Raw genomic sequence first — 20557 nt, forward strand, 5'->3', positions numbered from 1 at the left:
TTTCTCAAAGTTGATTCTAACCAGAAAGGAGTGATACGCACTTCGGGGAATAATTTGACCCAGGCATGCATATTGTATTGAACAGACGGATCCGTGATATGAAATTCCTTTTTAATAAACATGTTATATTCGATTCTGATACCGGATCGCTGGCTGTTCATGATGAACAGGACGATCCGGTTCAAATCTCAAATCCCACAAAACGATTATTACTCCTCCTCCTGAATCATCAGGGCGAGGTCGTCAATCGTGAAGTTATATTTAAAAAAGTCTGGGACGACTTTGGGATGGTGTCCAGCAATAACAACCTCAATCATTGCATTAGTAAATTACGCCGAATTCTACGTATTTTAGGTCTGGAAGATGAGGTTATCACCACCGTCCCGAAAATGGGCTTTATGTTTCAGGAAAAAATACAAATAGAAGCCTTACCCGAGCCGCCTGATGTTATGCAGGATGAGCCGAAAATGACCGATATTTCCGCACCAGAATCATCCAGTTCGCTGAAAACAACGAAGCCGCCGACGATATTTTTGCGGTCTGCAAATAGCATGAACTGGCTGTCGATGGTTATCGCCATCTCCACGCTGATTGCCTCTGCCTGGTTTTGGTACAACAACCGGCCACTGGACCGAAAGGAAGTATTTATTGGCAAAGCGGGTACCTGTAGCGTGATGGTTTCAGAACAATTACTGCATACCACCGACGCCGTCACCTTTAAAAAGGGGCTGATGCGCTATGCCCAGGAGTTGAACCCCCAGTGCAACAGTGATCAGTATCTGCTGGTGATCAAAAGCCGGTCGTATAAAACCTGGAGCCAGGAACTGTCCCGCCTCTACTTTATGCGTTGCGCTAATTTACGAGAAAGCAGAGCGGAAATCTGCTGGAGCCTGACCGACCCCCCTCATTCCGGCACGTGAATGTCCAATAATTCCTCATAGCCCGATCCGCGTATCGGGCTTTTTTACGTCTGGAATGTGCAGATAGTAAAGTGCATCAAATTTGCCCTTGCGTTCCGGGCATCACATTTTGACTTAACCCAACTTCCTCTCCCGTATACCCCCTTTAATTTACAGGGACACGCTTAGTCACTGTTACATCCTGTTCACATTCTCGAATGAAATGACGGGATGATCATCTGTTAACACACGAAAAACCATTTTTTTCTGGAATTAAAAACTTAATAACAACCTGTTAATAGTTAATGATTACATGAAGATGTGAATACCTTAGGATTTTTCTTACATGATACCGAACGGCTTTAAGCGCGGATGACCGCATCAGGGCCGGGCAAGGTAGCCATGAGTCATCAATCAATTGCCTCAACAGGCCATAAAGGAAAACGCATCATGTTGAAAAAAAGTTACCTCACTATTCTGACCGGCGCCCTGCTGGTTTCTGCCAACGCTATGGCCGTTTCAGATAACACCATCAGCTTCCAAGGCGAAGTGACCGACGAAACCTGCTCCGTTGCCATCAACGGCAACCAGACCACGCCAGTGGTGCTGCTGCCAACCGTCAGCAGCACTGAACTGGCTGCCAGTGGCGACACCGCCGGCCCTGTCACGTTTGATATCGGCCTGACTGGCTGCACCGGCGACGTGGCCACCGAGACCAAAATCTCTACCGTATTCGTTGGCAACCAGGTCACCACTAACGGCAATCTCGGCAACACCGGGACCGCAAGCAATGTGGAAGTGCAGATCCTCGATACTACCGGCACCGAAATCAACCTGACCGACGGCTTCACCGGCGACGGCGACCTGAAACTGGCCGCGGGCGCCAGCGATGCCAGCGCCTCTTACACCGCGCAGTACTACGCCGCGGGTAAAGCCACCGCCGGTACTGTGGAAGCCACTCTGCAGTACGCCGTTTCCTACCAGTAAGTTTGTTTTTGTCTCCGGGGGCGGCACAGCGCCCGGAGACAATTTTCCTCACGGAGTTGTTGAGATGATAAAGGAACCGCTTCGCCACGGAATGCTCGTCCTGCTTGCTGCCGCGCTGTTTTGCGCCAGCGCAGCGCTAAGTCATGCCAGCGTGACCATTATGGGTAGCCGCATTATCTACGGCTCTGCGGCCACATCGGTGGACGTTCAGCTTAAAAACAGCGACAGCTTCCCGTACGTCGTTCAGACCTGGTTCGATGACGGCGACGTCAACGCCAGGCCGCAAGACAGCAGCGCCGTGCCGTTTGTCGCCACGCCACCCATCTTCCGCATTCAGCCGAACGCGGGCCAGATCGTGCGCATTGTGTACAGCAAAGCCAAATCGATGCCCCAGGACCGAGAATCGGTGTACTGGTTTAATGCCTTGCAACTCCCGCCCGCTAACGTCAGCGGTGAACAAAAGCAAAACAAGATGCTGGTGGTGATGCGCACTCGCATCAAGCTGTTTTACCGCCCAAGTCCCCTGGGCCAACCCGGCGAACTGGTCAAAAAGCTCCAGCTAAAAGCGATGTACGATGCGAAAAATGGCGCGGGAGTGGAAATAACCAACCCGAACCCGTGGTTTGCGTCAGTCAGCAACCTGAGCGCCCGTGTGAAAGGCATCAACTACGCCATGACCGCCGATATGGTGGCCCCATTCGCCAGCCGCACCTTCTGGTTCTCCGGCAATACCAACGCACCCCACGGAAAGGGCAGCGTTAACGTCACTCTGGTCAACGATCAGGGCGCAAGGATGAGTGAACAGTATGACGTTACCTGGCGCTAATTTTCAGCTCAAAGGCCTGATGGTGCTTATCGGCCTGATAACGGCGCATGCTGCGTGGGGGGATGAATATTACTTCGACCCGTCGCTGTTTCAGGGTTCCGCCTACGGGCAGAACATCGGTCAGTTCAACCAGCAGCACACCGCCGCAGGAAGCTATCTGGTGGACATTTGGCTCAATGGCACGCAGGTGAAAACCGGAGTGAAAGTCACATTCCGCGCGCAGGCGAGCGGCAGTGAACCCGAGCCGTGCCTGACGCCGTCGGTGATGAAAGCCGTGCAGCTTAAAGCCGTTGATGCCGGGAAAAACGACGACCAGTGTCGTTCGCTGGTGGCCTGGGCGCCCGGCGCGAGTTGGGAATTCGAGTCTTCCACGCTGCGCTTGCAGCTGTCTATTCCGATGGATGCGCTAGCTCGTACGCCGCGCGGTTATATTCCGCCGTCCGAATGGGACAGCGGCACGCTGGCGCTGTTTGTTCGTCATAACACCAGCTACACGGTGACCGAAAATAGCGACAGTCGCTATCGCTATCAGTATCTCTGGAGCGGCATCAACGCGGGCACCAACCTCGGTCTGTGGCAGATGCGCCATCAGGGCAACCTGCGCTACGTCGACAGCAGCCAAAGCGGCAGCGCCTACCGTTATAACAGCGTGCGCACCTGGGCTCAACGCCCAATAGAATCGCTCAACAGCATAATGACCGTCGGCGATAGCTATACCGATTCCAGCCTGTTTGGCAGCCTGTCGTTTAACGGTGTGAAGATGACCACCGACGAACGCATGTGGCCGCAGGGCAAACGCGGCTATGCACCCGAGGTGCGCGGCGTGGCGTCAAGCAGCGCGCATGTGATTATCCGCCAGCTCGGCAAAATCATTTATGAAACCAATGTGCCACCTGGCCCGTTCGTTATTGACGACCTGTACAACACCCGCAATCAGGGCGATCTGACCGTCGACGTGGTCGATGCCAACGGCAAAACGTCCACCTTTACGGTACCCTACTCGGCGGTGCCGGATTCCGTTCGATCAGGTAACTGGCATTACTCGCTGGCACTCGGGCGCGTGCGCCAGTACTACAGCGTGAATAACGATTTCTTCGAAGGCACTTTGCAGCGCGGCGTGAACAACACCGTCACACTCAATCTGGGCTCGCGGATCGCGGAAGATTATCAGGCGTGGCTTATGGGTGGCGTGTGGGCCACCGGATTTGGCGCATTTGGCATGAACGCCACCTGGTCCAACGCCCGAGTGCAGAACGACGAACGCCAGCAGGGCTGGCGCGCGGAGCTGAGCTACAGCAAAACATTTACCTCTGGCACCAACCTGGTGCTGGCGGCATACCGCTACTCCACCAGCGGCTTTCGCGAATTACAGGACGTGCTCGGCGTGCGCCGCGAGCAGACCACCGGCACCGATTACTATTCCGATACCTTACAGCAGCGAAACCGCCTGTCGGCCACCATCAGCCAGCCGCTGGTAAGTTTCGGTACGCTAAACCTGAGCGCCAGCAGCGCAGATTACTACGGGAATCAGTCGCGGATAACCCAACTGCAAATGGGCTATAGCAACCAGTGGAACACCATCAGTTATGGGGTGAACGTGGCCCGACAGCGTACCAGCTGGGACAACAGCCGCTTTTACAGCAGCGTGGACGATCCGCAGGACAGCAGTAGCCATCAAAAATACACCGAGACGACATTCTCCTTTAACGTTTCGATCCCGTTCGACTGGGGCAACAGCCGCTCGTCGATTGCGATGAACTACAACCAGTCACGTGAAAGCCGGTCTTCAACGCTGTCGATGAGCGGCTCTGCCGGAGAACACAACGATTTCTCCTGGTCGATATATGGCGGCTATGAACGCGAGCGTAACGGATCCAATGACAGCGCAAGCACCTTCGGCGGCAGTATGCAGGAGAACACCCGCATGGGCGCGGTGCGTGCCAGCTATGACCAGGGCGAAAACTACCGTCTGAGTGCACTCGGCGCATCCGGCACCTTCGTGTTGCACCCCGGCGGCCTGACGGTCGGACCCTATACCAGCGAAACCTTTGCACTGATCCACGCCGAAGGCGCGCAGGGGGCGGTAGTGCAGAACGGTCAGGGCGCGGTGGTCGACAGCTTTGGTTACGCCATCATGCCGTCGCTCTCCCCTTATCGCAGCAACAACGTCAGCCTCGACAGCCGGACGATGACCCGCGATGCGGAACTCACCGGCGGCAGCCAGCGCGTGGTGCCCTACGCCGGGGCCATAGCCCGCGTAAATTTCGCTACCCTGAAAGGTAAAGCAGTACTGATAAACCTCAAATCCGCCGATGGTAGCGTACCGCCGATGGGGGCCGATGTGCTCGACGGCGACGGCACGGTTATTGGGATGGTCGGCCAGGGCGGGCAAATTTATGCCCGTATCCCAAGCACCTCCGGCTCACTGCTGGTGCGCTGGGGAACGGCATCTAATCAGGCGTGCCACGTGCGTTATCAGCTCAACCTGGAAAGCCAGGACGAGATAATCCATTTGAATAAAATCTGTGAAAAGGAGTAGCGGTATGCGTGTTCGCGCCCAATCGCTTCTGTTTGTTGCGAGTCTGTTTTTCAGCGCCTCACTGCTGGCCAACTGCATTAAGGTCACCAGTAACTCGTCGCTGTCGGCAGCCGCTATTGCCGCGGGTTACACCGCCGCCAGCTGGACCGGGGCATGCGATACCTGTTCCGGAAACATCGGCCTGCCCGCGACCATCAGCATTAATAGCGGCAGCAACTTCCAGCCTTCCGGCACGCTGCTGGCAAGCTCGGTAGGGAGTTTTCTCACCAGCGCGAGCAATAAAGCCTACTCCAGCAATCAAATCCTCTATCGCTGCCAGCTGGCGGACGCCGGAAGTTTGTTCGAAATGTACGCCACCAACGGCGACAACGCCTATACCGGGATGTACACCACCTCAGAAGTGGATGGCGCGTACTATGACGTTGCCAAAAACGTAGCGGTGCGCATCACTAACCTCAGCAGCGGCGAGTATTACAGCCGCTACTGGAAGCAGCGCCAGCTGACCGCAGACAGCTGGTTTGAGGATGGAACCTATATCTACATTCCCGCCAGCGCGTTCAGCAACGTGCTGTACGAAATGTATAAAATCAACGACACCCGCTATTACGTCAGCGCCGCGAATATGTACAAAGACGCTTATACCCAGCCGCGCGGCTATATCGCCTTCAAAGGGCCAGGGCTAGATACCAACTCCCTGAAAGACGGGATGGACAGCCTCTCCTATTTCTACGGCTGGTACGGCAACTGGCCCGCCGCCTGGAGCACTTGGGGCAATGTGACCTACGTGCGCGGCGCCCTGTGCCAGGTGAAAGATTATCCGGTGATGGTACTGCTGCCGACCATCAGCAGCGCGGTGCTACAGTCCGGCGGCAGCAGTCAGGCACCGTTCAGCGTCAGCCTGCAGTGTGAGGCGGGCGCCAAATCAAGTACCAGCACGTCAACATCCAGCGCCGCAAACGTCTCGATGGGCTTCCTTGTCAATCAGCCGACCGCGGTGTCTGCCGCGAAAACGCTTGGGCTGACCACTTCTGGGGGCGGATTAACCTGGCTGCTGGACAACCAATACGGTGCCAGCGGCGTGGCCTCTGGCGTCGGCATTCGTATTTATAACCGCACGGGAGCTGCGTTGAATCTGCTGCCGGACCGTTCCAGTACCGGCACCGGCAACGCGCGTGGCTGGTATGCCTATCAGGATCTGACCTCACTGGTCTCCTCCGATACGGTGAATACCTACAGCGGCGATTTTACCGCCTCGCTTGAGGCTCTCAATGGACAAACAATCACAGCAGGTACCGTGAATGCGCAGTTGCAAGTGGTGGTCAGTTTCCAGTAGCGCCCTCGCCACCCTGCTATTGTGGGCCAGTACCACCAATGCGGCGGTGAATATCGACCGGACGCGGCTTATCTTTGCGGCGTCCGATAAGGTGCAGTCGCTGAATCTGTCGAATGATGGCGATTCGCCGATGCTTATTCAGGCGTGGACCGATAACGGCAACGTGAATTCGTCGCCGGATACCAGTCAAACACCAATTGTGGTCGTGCCGCCGGTATTCCGGATGCTGCCGGGCGAGCTGCGCTCGTTGCGCCTGATGCTAAGCTCCCGCAGCACACTGGCGATGGACCACGAAAGCCAGTTCTGGCTCAACGTGTATCAAATTCCGCCGAATACCAAGGCGACGCAAAACACTGCGCGGAAGATGGTTTTACCGCTACGACTGCGCCTGAAAGTATTTATCCGTCCGGACGGGTTGGCCGCGCCAAAGGAAAGTGATGAACAACAGCTGCGTTTTACCGTTAAGGGCCAAACGTTGAACATAGAAAACCCGACACCGTGGTTTATGAGCCTGACCGTTCATCCCGGCAAGCAGAAAGATATCGGTGGCCTGATGGTTGCGCCCAAAGCGTGGCTGGAAGTGCCGCTGAGCACCCCGCTGACTACGGGTGAAATAATGCGTTTCGACGTCATTACTGACTCCGGTAATGCGCGCAGTTATCGCGTGATGCCAGGAGGAAAAGTAGAAGGAATATAACAATAACGAAGAGTGTTCGCTGAGACTTTGCCCCTTCCCGACCCGTGCGGAAAGGGGCTTTTTTTGTTACTGCAATTCGAACTCGCCCTGCTTCACACGGGCGGAATCGACGCCGATAAAGACATTGAATTTGCCAGGCTCTGCGGCGTATTTCATCTGCTGGTTCCAGAACTTCAGCGCTTTGACGTCGATCGGGAAGCTGACAGTCTGGGTTTCACCCGGCTTCAGCGTAACCTTTTCAAAGCCGCGCAACTGTTTCACCGGACGGCTCATTGATGCGGTTACATCCTGCACGTACATCTGGATAACCGTCGCGCCTTCGCGTTTGCCGGTGTTGGTCACATCAACGCTGGCGGTCACGCTGCCGTCGGCCTTCATGGTCGCGGAAGACATTTTCACGTCAGAAACGTTGAAGGTGGTATAGCTCAGACCATAACCGAACGGATACAGCGGGCCGTTGGATTCATCGAAGTAACGGGAGGTGTATTTGTTCGGCTTGTCGGCATTGTACGGGCGACCGGTGTTCAGATGGCTGTAGTACGTCGGGATTTGGCCAACCGAGCGCGGGAAGGACATCGGCAGTTTGCCTGACGGATTGTAGTCGCCAAACAGCACGTCAGCGATGGCATTGCCGCCTTCAGTACCGGCGAACCAGGTTTCCAGCATCGCGTCAGCCTGCTGATCTTCCTGCACCAGCGTTAACGGACGGCCGTTCATCAGCACCAGCACCAGCGGTTTACCGGTCGCTTTCAACGCAGCAATCAAATCTTTCTGGCTCTGCGGAATGCTGATTTCGGTTCGGCTGGACGCTTCATGGGCCATGCCCTGTGCTTCACCGACAACTGCAACCACCACGTCAGACTGTTTGGCGGCGGCAACCGCTTCGTCAATCATCGCCTGCGGTGAACGGGTATCCACTTTTACCGCTTCTTCGTACAGGTTGAGGAAGTTGACGATGTCTTTGTCGTCGGTGATGTTCGCGCCTTTGGCGTAAATCACTTTGGCGTTATCGCCGACGGAGGTTTTGATCCCGTCGAGAACCGGTACAGACTGATCGGCAACGCCCGCAGCGGACCAGCTGCCCATCACATCACGCTTGCTGTCAGCCAGCGGACCCACCACGGCAATGGTGCCGGACTTTTTCAGCGGCAAGGTGTTCAGACGGTTTTTCAGCAGTACCAGGCTTTCACGCGCCACTTTACGCGCATCGCTGCGGTGCAGACGGCTTTCAGCATTGGTGTCCTGTGGGTCAGTATCTTTCGGGCCCAGGTGGCTGTACGGATCGTTAAACAAGCCCATGTCATATTTGACGTTCAGCACGTGGCGCGTGGCGTCATCAACTTCTGCCATCGTTACTTTGCCGCTCTTGATAAGCTCCGGCAGATATTTGCTGTAATATTCGTCGCTCATGCTCATGTCGATCCCGGCTTTCAGCGCCACGCGGACCGCATCTGACGGATCGGAAGCCACACCGTGCTTGATGAGCTCTTTAATCGCGCCGTGATCGGAAATGGTGATGCCTTTGAAGCCCCACTCTTTACGCAGAACGTCTTTTAGCAGCCAGGAATCCGAGGTCGCCGGGGTGCCGTTCAGGGAGTTCAGCGCCACCATCACGCCACCGCTGCCCGCATCCAGCCCCGCTTTGTACGGCGGCATGTAATCGTTGAACAGACGCTGCGGACTCATGTCCACGGTGTTGTACTCTTTACCGCCTTCCACTGCGCCGTACGCCGCGTAGTGTTTGACGCTGGTCATCACCGAATAGCGCTCCGCCGGGCTTTTGCCCTGCATCGCTTCGACCATGGTTTTACCCATCATCGAGGTTAAATAGGTGTCTTCGCCGAAACCTTCGGAGGCACGGCCCCAGCGCGGATCGCGTGAAACGTCGACCATTGGCGCCCAGGTCATGTTCAGGCCATCGTCGGCGGCTTCGTAGGCGGAAATACGGCCTACGGTACGTACCGCGTCGAGGTTAAAGGAAGAGGCAAGGCCGAGGCTTATCGGGAAGACGGTACGCTGACCGTGAACCACGTCGTAGGCGAAGAAGAGAGGAATTTTCAGGCGACTGAGCTGCATCACCTGATCCTGCATGGCGCGAATGTCTTTGCGCGTCACGGTGTTAAAAATCGCGCCCACCTGGCCGTCTTTGATCATCTCGCGGATGGCTTCTTTCGGGTTGTCCGGACCGACGCTTATCAGACGCAGCTGGCCGATTTTTTCATCGACGGTCATTTTCTTGAGCAGAGCGGTGACAAACGCATCGCGTGCCTCTGGCGTCAGCGGGTGGTTGCCGAACATCTCGTCGGCCATCGCGGGTTGTAGCGCAAGGCTAACGGCAACGCCAACAGAACAAAGCCATTTCATCTTCTATTCTCTCTCTTCAGACCGGGTATCACGGCAAAAGCCTGCCAAAAAACAGCAGTTTGCCATAAGCCTGATAAGGGTGCGAACAGAAAGCGGAGGCTATGCTCTGAATTTTCACTGAATTCCTGCACAAAATTGTCATACAAAGCGCTATTCTTGAGTCACGAAAAAAGCGCCTCACCACACTTTCCTCATCACAAGGAGTGAGAAGATGTCTTCCACGACAACAAATGATAATAACGCTTTTCTGTCTGAACTGACCCGCCTGGTGGGCCATTCACACCTGCTGACCGACCCCGCCAAAACCGCCCGCTATCGCAAGGGCTTCCGTTCTGGCAATGGCGATGCGCTCGCCGTGGTATTCCCCGGCACGCTGCTGGAGCTGTGGCGCGTACTGAGCGCCTGCGTCCAGGCGGACAAAATTATTCTGATGCAGGCCGCCAATACCGGTCTGACCGAAGGCTCTACCCCAAACGGCAACGATTACGACCGCCAGATTGTGATAATCAGCACGCTGCGCCTCGATAAGCTGCACCTGATCGACAAGGGCAAGCAGGTGCTGGCGTATCCTGGCACCACGCTATATTCACTGGAAAAAGCACTGAAACCGCTTGGCCGTGAGCCGCACTCGGTGATCGGATCGTCTTGCATTGGCGCATCGGTGATCGGCGGGATCTGCAATAACTCCGGCGGTTCGCTGGTGCAGCGCGGCCCGGCGTATACCGAAATGTCGCTGTTTGCGCGCATTACCGACGACGGAAAACTGCAGCTTGTGAACCATCTGGGCATCGATCTGGGTGAAACGCCGGAGCAGATCCTCAGCACGCTCGACGACGAGCGCCTGAAAGACAGCGACGTGAGACACGATGGCCGTCACGCCCACGATCACGACTACGTGACCCGCGTGCGTGATGTCGATGCCGAGGCCCCGGCGCGCTATAACGCCGATCCGGATCGCCTGTTTGAATCTTCCGGCTGCGCCGGGAAGCTCGCCGTTTTCGCCGCGCGTCTGGATACTTTCGAAGCCGAAAAACGTCAGCAGGTGTTTTACATCGGCACCAATCAGCCGGAAGTGCTGACCGAAATTCGCCGCCATATGCTGGCCAATTTTGCTAACTTGCCAGTGGCCGGGGAGTATATGCACCGCGACATTTACGACATCGCGGAACAGTACGGCAAAGATACCTTCCTGATGATCGACAAACTCGGCACCGATAAGATGCCGCTGTTTTTCACGTTGAAGGGCCGCACCGACGCGATGCTGGAAAAAGTACCGCTGTTTAAACCGCATTTCACCGACCGATTTATGCAGAAGCTCGGTCACGCGTTCCCGGCGCATCTGCCGGATCGCATGAAAAATTACCGTAACCAGTACGAGCATCATTTAATGCTGAAGATGGACGGAGACGGCATCGACGAGGCGCAAACCTGGCTGACGGAGTTCTTTAAGACCGCCGACGGCGCGTTCTTCGCCTGCACGCCGGAAGAAGGCAGCAAGGCGTTTCTGCACCGTTTTGCGGCGGCGGGCGCGGCGATCCGCTATCAGGCGGTCCATGCGGATGAGGTGGAGGATATTCTGGCGCTGGATATTGCGCTTCGCCGCAATGACACCGACTGGTTCGAGCACCTGCCGCCGGAAATCGACAACCAACTGACCCATAAGCTCTATTATGGTCACTTTATGTGTCACGTTTTCCATCAGGATTACATCGTTAAGAAAGGCGTGGACGCGCACGAGTTAAAAGAACAGATGCTGACCCTGCTGCGCGAGCGCGGCGCGCAATATCCTGCTGAGCATAACGTGGGCCATCTTTACGAAGCGGCGGATACGTTAAAACAGTTTTATCGCGAAAATGACCCGACCAACAGCATGAATCCGGGCATTGGTAAGACCAGTAAGCAGAAATATTGGGGTGAAGGCCGTACGCCCGAAGATGCTGAAAGCGTAACTGACGCAAATCCCCCCCAGAATTAAGGGGGAGTAGTGTATTGCTGCTTAACTGCGATTACAGTAACGGCTTAGGGCTGGAGAAACGTTTCTCTGGCCTGGCAATTCGCTAAACGCAAGGCGTTACTGTTGCCACCAGTTTGGCTGCGGAAAGCGCGGAAAAACCGGAGCGTACACGATGTACGTGAGGATTTTGAGCACTGCCCAAGCCCAAAATGGCGAATAAAGTAGCCTGATACTGAGGCTCAAGGAGTCATTATCATGTCAGCGGTAGATGTCTTATACAGTGCAGAAGTTGAAATTCGCGAAGCCAGACCTGACGATGCGCATGCGATTGCTGCACTGTACGCCTGGCATGTGTTAAACGGTCGCGCCTCTTTTGAGGAAGTTCCCCCATCTGTCGATGAGATGCGCGAGCGAATGAACGTCGTCGCCGGACAGGATTTACCCTGGCTGGTGGCGCTCTATCGCGGCATTATCGTCGGCTACTGCTACGCCAGTCAGTACCGCCCTCGCCCGGCCTATCGTTACACCCTCGAAGAATCCATCTACGTTGATGCCAGCATGACCGGGCACGGCGTCGGCAGTGCGTTGCTTAGCCGATTGATTGAAGTGTGCGAAAAAGGCCCGTGGCGACAGATGGTGGCGGTTATCGGCGATGGCAACAATAATATCGGCTCGCTGAGGTTGCATAAAAAACACGGATTTGAAGTGGCCGGACAGCTGCGCAGCGTTGGCTATAAGATGGGTGACTGGCGGGATACGTTGATTGTCCAGCGCCCGCTTAATGACGGTGACTGGACGCTGCCAGAGTAGGTTTATTGCCCGGCGGCGCCGGGCAACTCCTATCAATCCGCCTGTGCTATCTGCTGCGACGAATTCTGAATGGCACTCGCCATCTGCGCTTCTTTCTGCTTTTTGTAGGCCAATGCCGCAGGCGGTACCGGCATCACTTTCCCGGTTTCAACCCAGGTACGCAGACGGCTGGCATCCGCAAAGTGCGTATATTTGCCGAATGCATCCATCACCACCATCGCCACCGGACGATTGTTCATCACCGTACGCATCACCAGACAATGGCCCGCCGCGTTGGTAAACCCGGTTTTGGTCAGCTGGATATTCCAGTTTTCGCGATAAACCAGATGGTTGGTATTGCGGAATGGCAGCGTGTAATTCGGGTTGCTGAAGGTTGCCATGTCTTCTTTGGTGGTGCTCAACTGGCCCATCAGCGGATACCGTTTGGTCGCAATCAGCAATTTGGACAGGTCGCGCGCGGTCGATACGTTGTGAATCGACAGGCCCGTTGGCTCCACATAGTGCGTGTGGCTCATGCCCAGGGATTTCGCCTTGCTGTTCATGGCGCGAATAAATGCGTCGTAACCGCCAGGGTAATGATGCGCGAGACTTGCCGCCGCGCGGTTCTCGGAGGACATCAGCGCCAGCAACATCATATTTTTGCGGCTGATATGGCTGTTCAGGCGTACGCGTGAGTAAATCCCTTTCATCTCCGGCGTATGACTGATGTCCACGCTGAGCATTTCATCGAGCGGTAAATGGGCATCCAGCACCACCATCACCGTCATCAGCTTGGTAATCGACGCAATAGGTCGCACCAGGTCTGGCTCGCTGGCGTAAATCACTTTATTGGTGTTTAAATCGACAATCATCGCGCTACCGGAAGCAATGTCCGGCTGCGACGCAACGGCTGCCACGGCAGTTTTAGCACTCGCCTGAGGCGCGAAAGGTACTGCCAGCATCAGCGCGAGGCTGAGCAGAGAAACTCGAAATTTAGGCATCGTGAGGTGTCTGGTAATTATTTACGCAAGTTATGATATCGGGAGGCATTTGTATGCACTTCACAAACGCAAGCCGGGGCATCATACCGCGCCAGAGCTTTCTCGTGCCACAAGTTAATCGTGAATAAATGCTGCATAGCGGGTGAAGAAACCATCCACACCCGCTATGCGTTAAGGTCAGAATAAACGATAGCCATAACCCCACAGGATGACCGTCGCGGCCAGTAGCACTTCGAGGACCAGAACCCCAATCGCCAGGGTCGAACTGGCAAAGCTCATCCCCTCTTCGCGGTTAATGCCAAGGAACGTCGGAATGCCGATGTACAGCAGATAGCCGGTGTAACACAGAGCAACGGTTCCCACCAACGCACACAGCCAGACCAGCGGATAAAGCGCCACGATGCCGCTGAGGAATATCGGCGTCGCCACATATCCGGCAAACACCATACAGCGCTTGAGCGATGGCCGTTGCGGATAGTTACGCGCCATCCACCAGATGACCCGTCCCATTACCGCAACCCCAGCCAGCATCAGGCCATAAAACAGCACCGCCAGCGCGAAACCTGTGAACAACGACAGTTTCACGGTGGTGCCATCGCCGAAGTTCCAGCCGATTTGGGTGGTGCCGATAAACGCGCAGATGACCGGTACCGCCGCCATCGCCAGCACATGGTGAGTGTAATGATGCGAGACGGTTTCGTTCTCGCTCTGAATGACATGCATTTCACGGTCAGGATGGGAGAAAAGTCCCCAGACATGATTCATAAAGCCCTCCTATTCTCGGCTTCACACAGCATGAGCTAAGTATAATGCAGACTGGCGATTATATTTTGCACAACCCAAAAAGAGCGCCACGGCAGAGCGCCCGTGCCTGGCGATTGTCATTCAGGGGTGTATGCTTAAAGGAATTCGGCGCTGAGGGAGACAATAAAACCCGTATGGATATCAATAATCTGATTAGCCAATATGGCTACGCCGCGCTGGTTGTTGGGGCGTTAGCCGAAGGGGAAACCGTCACGCTGATCGGCGGCGTCGCCGCACACCAGGGTCTGTTGCGCTTCTGGTTGGTGGTGGCATCGGTGGCGCTCGGCGGGATGATTGGCGATCAGGTGCTGTACCTTCTCGGACGCCATTTCGGTGGCCGCCTGCTTAAACGCTTTTCCCGCCATCAAAAGAAAATCCAGAAGGCACAGAGGCTGATTCAGAATCGTCCGTGGCTGTTCGTTATTGGCAGCCGTTTTATGTACGGCTTTCGGGTGATTGGCCCGGTGTTAATTGGTGCCAGCCGTCTGCCGCCGAAAATCTTCCTGCCGCTCAATATCTTTGGCGCAGTAGTGTGGGCGGTGCTGTTCACCACGTTAGGCTATCTCGGCGGGGAAGTGATCGGCCCATGGTTACATCATTTGGATCAGCATATTAAGCACTGGGCATGGCTGATTATCATCGTGATCGCGGTCATTGCGGTGCGCCTGTGGTTTTCTTACCGCGACCACAAAGATGCGCAATCAGGCGACAAAGAGTAAGGCGCAGTTCGCTGCGCCGTTCTCCTTAGCCCTGTTTTTGCGTCAGGTACTGCGGATTCACCAGCATAAATCCACCGTCGACAATCATCGATTGCCCGGTCACGTACGACGCATCGTCTGAGCACAGCCACGCCACCAGCCCGGCGATCTCCTCCGTTTTCCCCGGCCTTGCCATTGGTACATTGGGCAGTGAACCGGGCTGCACGTCATCATCCTTCAAATTATTCATCGCCGTAGCGATGGCCCCTGGCGCAACGGCGTTGACCAGAATATTGTGATCCACCAGCTCGAGCGCCAGCGATTTGGTCAGCCCGCCGAGGGCATGTTTGGCGGCGGTGTAGGCGCTGGCCTGCGGCAACGGTGTGTGCTCGTGTACGGAAGTGATGTTAATGATCCGCCCACCTTCACCCTGCTTAATCATGTGACGGGCCGCAATCTGCGAACACAGCAATGCGCCTTCGACGTCTACGCAGAAGGTTTCCCGCCAGTCGTCCAGCGTCACTTCCAGTACCGAAGATTTGGTCATTCGCCCTGCGTTGTTCACCAGCACATCAATGCGGCCCAGCCGTTGAATGAGGGTCTCCAGCGCCTGCGCGCCCTGAGGAAGATGGCTTAAATCGAGTTGAATGGCCTGAGCCTGGCAGCCCAGAGCGTTGAGTTCCTGCACGGTTTGACGGGCGCCCTGTTCATCAGAGTGCCACGTCACACCGAGCGTGAAACCTTTGCGTGCCAGTTGCAGCGCACACTGTTTACCAATCCCGGAATCCGATGCGGTGACGACCGCTACTTTTGTTGTCATGAGAACCTCCTGGCGTTAGCCCAGGAGGTAAGTATAGGAAAGTCACACTGCGGGGGATTATTTTCCGGTGTAGTGGTAGCCGCCACCCAGCGCGGAGGTCAGTTGAATGCTGGCATCAACCCACTGGCCCTGAAGGCGCAGCGAACCGATTTGCTCCTGCAAGGAAGGCAGTTTCGCCATGCTAACCTGAGAGCCAGACAGGATCCCGGCCGACAGTCGCGCCTGCGCCTGCTGCACTACGCGGTCAGAGTCTTTTAGCACCTGCTGTTGCTGTTGGTTTTTCTCCATCAGCGTTTCCAGCTGGCTGGCGGTTTTCGCGACCTGATTGACCGCATCCACCACCGCTTTGTTGTAGTTGGCAACTGACAAATCACGCTGCGCATCGGCGATATCAAGGTTCGCATTCAGGCGACCACTGTCGAAAATCGGCAGCGTCAGACCGGCGGTGATGCCCATCTGGTTCGCCGAATGCTTGAACAGGTCGCTCAGGTGCAACGCATCCTGCTGCAGGAAGCCCATCAGGTTGATGTCCGGATAGAACGCCGCTTTCGCCGCATCCACTTCGCTCATCGAAGACTGTATATACCAGTTCGCTTCCTGGAGGTCAGGACGACGCGCCAGCAGGTCGTAGCCGAGCGATGCAGGCATCTGAGTTTTCACCGTCGGAAGTGCAACCTGATGCAGCGACAGTGCACTGCTCTGGCTGTTGGTCAGCGCCATCAGACGGGCTTCGATTTCCTTCATGTTACCGGCGACTTCAGTCAGCTGCTGATCGGTTTTGCTGACGCTGATGTCGTTCTCCGCCCCTTCCACGGAGGAGGTGATGCCGCGGGAATAGAGCGCTTTATCAACGGAGATAATGCTGCTCTGTTCCTGCTTAACCTGCTCGAGTACCTGCTTGATGCCCGCTTCGGTCTGCCATTGCCAGTAAAGACGCGCTACGCTGCTCGCCAGCACCTGGCGGGTTTGCGCCAGCTCTGCGGAGCGGGCTTTGACCATCCCGATACGTGACTGTACCAGGGCGCGGTTTTTGCCCCACAGGTCGAGATCCCAGCCTGCGGTCAGGCCCAGCGTGCCGTTGGTGTACCACGGGCCACCGCCTTCGTGAGTCGCAAACGGCCCCATCAGACCTTCAGCAGACATTTGTTGACGCTCAACGTCAGCGCCGAAATCCACTTCCGGGCCGAGCTGGGATTGCGCCATCTGCGCCTGTGCTTCTGCCAGTTTGATGCGCTGCTGCGCCACCTGCATATCAGGCGCATTGCTTAATGCGCTGTTGATCAGGTTGTTGAGCTGAGGATCGCGATAATCCTCCCACCACGAACTCTGCGGCCAGCCATTTTGCAGGGCCACCGGAAGGGTGTTATCAACATGAGAAGCAGGTAATTGCTGTTTAACAGGAGCACCCGTGTCGTGAGACGGCGCGCAACCGGACAATACAGCAGACAGCGGCAAACTGAGCATTGCTGCAACAAGAGCAGTACGTTTCATATCGTTATTCTGTTTTCGGAAAGGACGCGCATTTTATTATAAAAATGCAGATTGATGTTTAGGAAAGCGTGTCAACCTCTAAAAAGCAATAGCCAGACATATCCGGACATTGATCTCCACACTGACTCCAGAATCTTAGCCCATAAAAAGCGGTCTGAATTGACAACGCCTGACGAGAGAAGGTTTATACTCACCCGGTCGCACTGAAGGGTTTCGGTGGGCCGTATAACAATCACCTCAGGGAGGGTCTATGACTCAGAATATTTACGACAACCCGCAGTTTTTTGCCGGTTACGCCACCCTCGACCGCTCGGTTAAAGGACTGGATGGCGCACCCGAATGGCCGACGCTGCAGGCCTTGCTGCCAACCATGCAGGGCAAACAGATTATCGATTTAGGCTGCGGCTACGGTTGGTTTTGCCGTTGGGCGCAGGAGCACGGCGCGGCCTACGTACTGGGCGTTGACGTATCAGAAATGATGCTCAATCGCGCCAGAGAAATGACCGCTGCGCCGCAGATCCACTATCAGCGCGCTGACCTCGAAACGCTGTCGCTGCCTGCTGAGAGCCTCGATTTAGCCTACAGCTCGCTGGCCCTGCACTATTTGCGTGATATCGACGGACTGTTCGCCACGCTGTTTCAGGCGCTGAAACCGGGCGGACGGCTGGTGTTTTCCGCCGAGCACCCGATTTACACGGCGGCGCTACAGCAGGGTTGGTTCGTCGATAACGACGGACAGAAATCCTGGCCGGTGAATCATTATCAGCAGGAAGGCGAACGCATCAGTAACTGGTTTGCCGATGGCGTGAAGAAGCAGCACCGCAAACTGGCCACGTGGATAAACGCGCTGATTGCCTCGGGCTTTGCGATTGAACACCTCGATGAATGGGGCCCGAGCGCGGAGCAGGTTAAGGCGAACCCGGGGTTTGCAGAAGAGAAAGAGCGTCCGATGCTATTTCTGTTGAGTGCGCGGAAACCGGGCTGATTCAGCGTTGATGCTGGGCGTATTTCTCAATGGCGTCAGCGATGGAATTCGAATCCTGCAAGGTGCGGATGGTGGTGAACAGCGTGGTGGCCTCGTCATACTCTTTTCGCAGGTAGCCGAGCCACTGTTTAATGCGCGCCACATGGTACAGCCCGGTATCGCCCTGCTTTTCCAGACGGCTGTATTTGCGCAGCAGTTCCGTCACTTCCAGCCACGGCATGCGCGGTGCGTTGAATTTCACCACTCGGCTCAGATTAGGAATGTTTAGCGCTCCGCGGCCTATCATGACCGAATCACAGCCAGTGGTCGCCATGCACTCCTGCGCGCTTTGCCAGTCCCAGATTTCGCCGTTGGCGATAACCGGAATCGACAACCGGCTGCGGATGTCGGCAATCGCCTGCCAGTTAATGCGGTCAGCTTTGTAACCGTCGTCTTTGGTGCGACCGTGTACAACCAGTTCCGTCGCGCCCGCCTGTTGAACGGCATCGGCAATCTCAAACTGACGGTCGCTGCTGTCCCATCCGAGGCGTACTTTCACCGTTACCGGTAAGTGGGCGGGCACGGCTTCACGCATCGCTTTTGCGCCGCGAAAAATGAGATCAGGGTCTTTTAACAGCGTCGCCCCGCCGCCGCTGCCATTCACCACTTTCGATGGACAGCCACAGTTAAGATCCACGCCCCATGAACCGAGTTCCACGGCGCGGGCAGCGTTCTCCGCCAGCCATTGTGGATGCTGGCCCAGCAGCTGGACGCGCACCAGCGTGCCGGAATCGGTCCGGCTGTTATTCAGCAGCTCCGGGCACAGACGGTGGAAGGATTTTGCAGGCAGCAGCTGATCCACCACCCGCAGAAATTCGGTGATGCACAGATCGTAGTCGTTGACCTCAGTCAGCAACCCACGAACCAGCGAATCAAGTACGCCTTCCATCGGCGCCAGCAGAACACGCATATCAGTATCCAGAGAAAAATGGAGCGCTATGGTAGCGTTGTTACCTCGCGGTTTGAAGCGCCATTTCAACTACACTGTATGCCATAGATTTCTTGCGCTTTTTAGCGCTTTGCCCAGGGTGCCAAAAGGGAATATTTTGTATGCTCATAAATCATGATGTGACCGGTGGCACATTTTAGGGTTTAATTGTATGATGAATGCGTTTCTTCAAGGGCGATGACCATGAGCAAAACACTGAACATCATCTGGCAATATCTGCGCGCTTTCGTACTGATTTACGCCTGCCTGTATGCGGGTATTTTTATCGCGTCGCTGCTACCCATTACTATTCCTGGCAGCATTATCGGGATGCTTATTCTGTTCGTGCTGCTGACGCTACAAATTCTCCCGGCAAAATGGGTGAATCCCGGCTGCTACGTTCTCATCCGCTATATGGCGCTGCTGTTTGTGCCGATTGGCGTGGGCGTGATGCAATATTTTGATTTGCTGCGCGCACAGTTTGGCCCGGTCGTCGTGTCCTGTGCGGTCAGTACGCTGGTGATATTAGTCGTGGTCAGCTGGAGTTCCCATATCGTACACGGCGAGCGTAAAGTTGTCGGTCAGAAAGGAGCGGAAAACAAATGATGCATTATATCTGGTGGTCTTTACCGTTAACGCTCATTGTGTATTTTACCGCTCGCAGACTCGCCGCGCGTTTTAAAATCCCGCTGCTCAATCCATTGCTGGTCGCAATGGTGGTGATTATCCCGGTTCTGCTGCTCACTGGTACACCGTATGACCACTATTTCCAGGGCAGTAAAGTGCTCAACGACCTGCTGCAACCTGCTGTTGTCGCGTTGGCGTTCCCGCTGTATGAACAGCTGCATCAGATACGTGCGCGCTGGAAATCCATTATTACCATCTGCTTTATTGGCAGTGTCGTGGCGATGATAACCGGGACCTCGGTCGCGTTGTTGATGGGGGCCACACCGCAAATCGCCGCGTCAGTATTACCCAAATCTGTCACCACGCCGATTGCAATGGCGGTCAGTAGCAGTATCGGCGGGATCCCCGCGATCAGCGCTGTGTGTGTCATTTTTGTCGGTATTCTCGGGGCAGTATTTGGGCATACGTTGTTAAATATTATGCGTATCAACACCAAAGCTGCCCGGGGCCTGGCAATGGGCACCGCTTCACACGCCTTAGGGACCTCACGTTGTGCTGAGCTTGATTATCAGGAAGGTGCATTCAGTTCGCTGGCGTTAGTGATTTGCGGGATAATGACATCACTTATCGCCCCATTCTTGTTTCCGGTGATTTTAGCGGTGGTCGGTTAACGCGACACATCACACAATTTTCATTCGATTTTCATTGGTTGCATAAAAAATAAGATCTAAATCACACATTAGCCGTTAACAGGTCCGTACACTGTCATCCCTTAA

Annotated in this window: 18 protein-coding genes; 12 read left to right on the plus strand and 6 right to left on the minus strand. The window is 55.4% G+C overall.

Annotated elements, in window-relative coordinates:
- Positions 1-98 precede the first annotated feature (98 nt).
- From MUU46_RS09160 to MUU46_RS09185, 6 genes are all read left to right on the plus strand, one after another.
- On the plus strand, positions 99-920 hold the full coding sequence (locus MUU46_RS09160) for a winged helix-turn-helix domain-containing protein (RefSeq protein ID WP_258965368.1): 822 nt from the start codon (positions 99-101) through the stop codon (positions 918-920).
- A gap of 429 nt (positions 921-1349) precedes the next feature.
- Entirely contained in the window at positions 1350-1886 is a 537-nt protein-coding gene (locus MUU46_RS09165) for a fimbrial protein (RefSeq protein ID WP_159752938.1), read from the plus strand.
- Positions 1887-1953: 67 nt separating this feature from the next.
- Positions 1954-2712 carry a fimbria/pilus periplasmic chaperone gene (locus tag MUU46_RS09170; RefSeq protein ID WP_374685004.1) on the plus strand — a complete coding sequence of 253 codons (759 nt, stop codon included), beginning with the start codon at positions 1954-1956 and terminating at the stop codon, positions 2710-2712.
- On the plus strand, positions 2693-5251 hold the full coding sequence (locus tag MUU46_RS09175; RefSeq protein WP_258965369.1) for a fimbrial outer membrane usher protein: 2559 nt from the start codon (positions 2693-2695) through the stop codon (positions 5249-5251). The genes MUU46_RS09170 and MUU46_RS09175 overlap by 20 nt, the downstream gene beginning before the upstream one ends.
- 4 nt (positions 5252-5255) lie before the next feature.
- Positions 5256-6584, plus strand: coding sequence for a fimbrial usher protein StbD (gene stbD, locus MUU46_RS09180; RefSeq protein WP_258965370.1), 1329 nt, complete (start codon positions 5256-5258; stop codon positions 6582-6584).
- Positions 6550-7281 (plus strand): fimbrial assembly chaperone, encoded by a 732-nt coding sequence (locus MUU46_RS09185; RefSeq protein ID WP_258965371.1) that lies wholly within the window; start codon positions 6550-6552, stop codon positions 7279-7281. The genes stbD and MUU46_RS09185 overlap by 35 nt, the downstream gene beginning before the upstream one ends.
- Before the next feature lie 66 nt (positions 7282-7347).
- On the opposite strand, the gene bglX is transcribed toward MUU46_RS09185, so the two are convergent.
- On the minus strand, positions 7348-9645 hold the full coding sequence (gene bglX / locus MUU46_RS09190) for a beta-glucosidase BglX (protein WP_258965372.1): 2298 nt from the start codon (positions 9643-9645) through the stop codon (positions 7348-7350).
- Between the two features lie 211 nt (positions 9646-9856).
- On the opposite strand from bglX, the gene dld reads away from it, so the two are divergent.
- Both dld and MUU46_RS09200 read left to right on the plus strand, forming a co-directional pair.
- Positions 9857-11620, plus strand: coding sequence for a D-lactate dehydrogenase (dld, locus tag MUU46_RS09195; protein ID WP_258965373.1), 1764 nt, complete (start codon positions 9857-9859; stop codon positions 11618-11620).
- Positions 11621-11854: 234 nt separating this feature from the next.
- Positions 11855-12409: a GNAT family N-acetyltransferase gene (locus tag MUU46_RS09200; RefSeq protein WP_258965374.1), complete on the plus strand. Its 555-nt coding sequence runs from the start codon at positions 11855-11857 to the stop codon at positions 12407-12409.
- 32 nt (positions 12410-12441) lie between these two features.
- Here MUU46_RS09200 and pbpG read toward each other — a convergent pair whose 3' ends face one another.
- Entirely contained in the window at positions 12442-13389 is a 948-nt protein-coding gene (gene pbpG / locus MUU46_RS09205) for a D-alanyl-D-alanine endopeptidase (RefSeq protein WP_258965375.1), read from the minus strand.
- Between the two features lie 177 nt (positions 13390-13566).
- Complete coding sequence (locus tag MUU46_RS09210) at positions 13567-14154, minus strand: Yip1 family protein (protein ID WP_159770566.1); 588 nt, start codon at positions 14152-14154, stop codon at positions 13567-13569.
- A gap of 173 nt (positions 14155-14327) precedes the next feature.
- Between MUU46_RS09210 and MUU46_RS09215 the strand changes: the two genes are divergently transcribed.
- On the plus strand, positions 14328-14912 hold the full coding sequence (locus tag MUU46_RS09215; RefSeq protein WP_159752918.1) for a DedA family protein: 585 nt from the start codon (positions 14328-14330) through the stop codon (positions 14910-14912).
- 25 nt (positions 14913-14937) lie between these two features.
- On the opposite strand, the gene MUU46_RS09220 is transcribed toward MUU46_RS09215, so the two are convergent.
- Together MUU46_RS09220 and mdtQ are read right to left on the minus strand one after the other, a co-directional pair.
- The gene (locus tag MUU46_RS09220; protein ID WP_258965376.1) at positions 14938-15711 is read right to left on the minus strand and encodes an SDR family oxidoreductase; all 774 of its coding nucleotides are present in this window, start codon (positions 15709-15711) and stop codon (positions 14938-14940) included.
- A 57-nt stretch (positions 15712-15768) separates the two neighbouring features.
- Complete coding sequence (gene mdtQ / locus MUU46_RS09225; protein ID WP_159752914.1) at positions 15769-17202, minus strand: multidrug resistance outer membrane protein MdtQ; 1434 nt, start codon at positions 17200-17202, stop codon at positions 15769-15771.
- Positions 17203-17452: 250 nt separating this feature from the next.
- On the opposite strand from mdtQ, the gene MUU46_RS09230 reads away from it, so the two are divergent.
- Complete coding sequence (locus tag MUU46_RS09230; RefSeq protein WP_258965377.1) at positions 17453-18187, plus strand: class I SAM-dependent methyltransferase; 735 nt, start codon at positions 17453-17455, stop codon at positions 18185-18187.
- Position 18188: 1 nt separating this feature from the next.
- Here MUU46_RS09230 and dusC read toward each other — a convergent pair whose 3' ends face one another.
- The gene (dusC, locus tag MUU46_RS09235) at positions 18189-19136 is read right to left on the minus strand and encodes a tRNA dihydrouridine(16) synthase DusC (protein ID WP_159752910.1); all 948 of its coding nucleotides are present in this window, start codon (positions 19134-19136) and stop codon (positions 18189-18191) included.
- Between the two features lie 222 nt (positions 19137-19358).
- Between dusC and MUU46_RS09240 the strand changes: the two genes are divergently transcribed.
- Together MUU46_RS09240 and MUU46_RS09245 are read left to right on the plus strand one after the other, a co-directional pair.
- Complete coding sequence (locus MUU46_RS09240; protein ID WP_159752908.1) at positions 19359-19760, plus strand: CidA/LrgA family protein; 402 nt, start codon at positions 19359-19361, stop codon at positions 19758-19760.
- Positions 19757-20452 (plus strand): CidB/LrgB family autolysis modulator, encoded by a 696-nt coding sequence (locus MUU46_RS09245; RefSeq protein ID WP_159752907.1) that lies wholly within the window; start codon positions 19757-19759, stop codon positions 20450-20452. Before MUU46_RS09240 ends, MUU46_RS09245 begins: the two co-directional genes overlap by 4 nt.
- Positions 20453-20557 lie beyond the last annotated feature (105 nt).

Source organism: Scandinavium tedordense, assembly GCF_024764965.1.
Classification (GTDB): domain Bacteria; phylum Pseudomonadota; class Gammaproteobacteria; order Enterobacterales; family Enterobacteriaceae; genus Scandinavium; species Scandinavium tedordense.

Excerpts from the sequence above, each read along its gene's own strand:
- MUU46_RS09160 (WP_258965368.1), top strand. The coding sequence starts at position 99 with ATGAAATTCCTTTTTAATAAACATGTTATATTCGATTCTGATACCGGA.
- MUU46_RS09165 (WP_159752938.1), top strand. The coding sequence starts at position 1,350 with ATGTTGAAAAAAAGTTACCTCACTATTCTGACCGGCGCCCTGCTGGTT.
- MUU46_RS09175 (WP_258965369.1), top strand. The coding sequence starts at position 2,693 with ATGACGTTACCTGGCGCTAATTTTCAGCTCAAAGGCCTGATGGTGCTT.
- stbD (WP_258965370.1), top strand. The coding sequence starts at position 5,256 with ATGCGTGTTCGCGCCCAATCGCTTCTGTTTGTTGCGAGTCTGTTTTTC.
- MUU46_RS09185 (WP_258965371.1), top strand. The coding sequence starts at position 6,550 with ATGCGCAGTTGCAAGTGGTGGTCAGTTTCCAGTAGCGCCCTCGCCACC.
- bglX (WP_258965372.1), bottom strand. The coding sequence starts at position 9,645 with ATGAAATGGCTTTGTTCTGTTGGCGTTGCCGTTAGCCTTGCGCTACAA.
- dld (WP_258965373.1), top strand. The coding sequence starts at position 9,857 with ATGTCTTCCACGACAACAAATGATAATAACGCTTTTCTGTCTGAACTG.
- MUU46_RS09200 (WP_258965374.1), top strand. The coding sequence starts at position 11,855 with ATGTCAGCGGTAGATGTCTTATACAGTGCAGAAGTTGAAATTCGCGAA.
- pbpG (WP_258965375.1), bottom strand. The coding sequence starts at position 13,389 with ATGCCTAAATTTCGAGTTTCTCTGCTCAGCCTCGCGCTGATGCTGGCA.
- MUU46_RS09210 (WP_159770566.1), bottom strand. The coding sequence starts at position 14,154 with ATGAATCATGTCTGGGGACTTTTCTCCCATCCTGACCGTGAAATGCAT.
- MUU46_RS09215 (WP_159752918.1), top strand. The coding sequence starts at position 14,328 with ATGGATATCAATAATCTGATTAGCCAATATGGCTACGCCGCGCTGGTT.
- MUU46_RS09220 (WP_258965376.1), bottom strand. The coding sequence starts at position 15,711 with ATGACAACAAAAGTAGCGGTCGTCACCGCATCGGATTCCGGGATTGGT.
- mdtQ (WP_159752914.1), bottom strand. The coding sequence starts at position 17,202 with ATGAAACGTACTGCTCTTGTTGCAGCAATGCTCAGTTTGCCGCTGTCT.
- MUU46_RS09230 (WP_258965377.1), top strand. The coding sequence starts at position 17,453 with ATGACTCAGAATATTTACGACAACCCGCAGTTTTTTGCCGGTTACGCC.
- dusC (WP_159752910.1), bottom strand. The coding sequence starts at position 19,136 with ATGCGTGTTCTGCTGGCGCCGATGGAAGGCGTACTTGATTCGCTGGTT.
- MUU46_RS09240 (WP_159752908.1), top strand. The coding sequence starts at position 19,359 with ATGAGCAAAACACTGAACATCATCTGGCAATATCTGCGCGCTTTCGTA.
- MUU46_RS09245 (WP_159752907.1), top strand. The coding sequence starts at position 19,757 with ATGATGCATTATATCTGGTGGTCTTTACCGTTAACGCTCATTGTGTAT.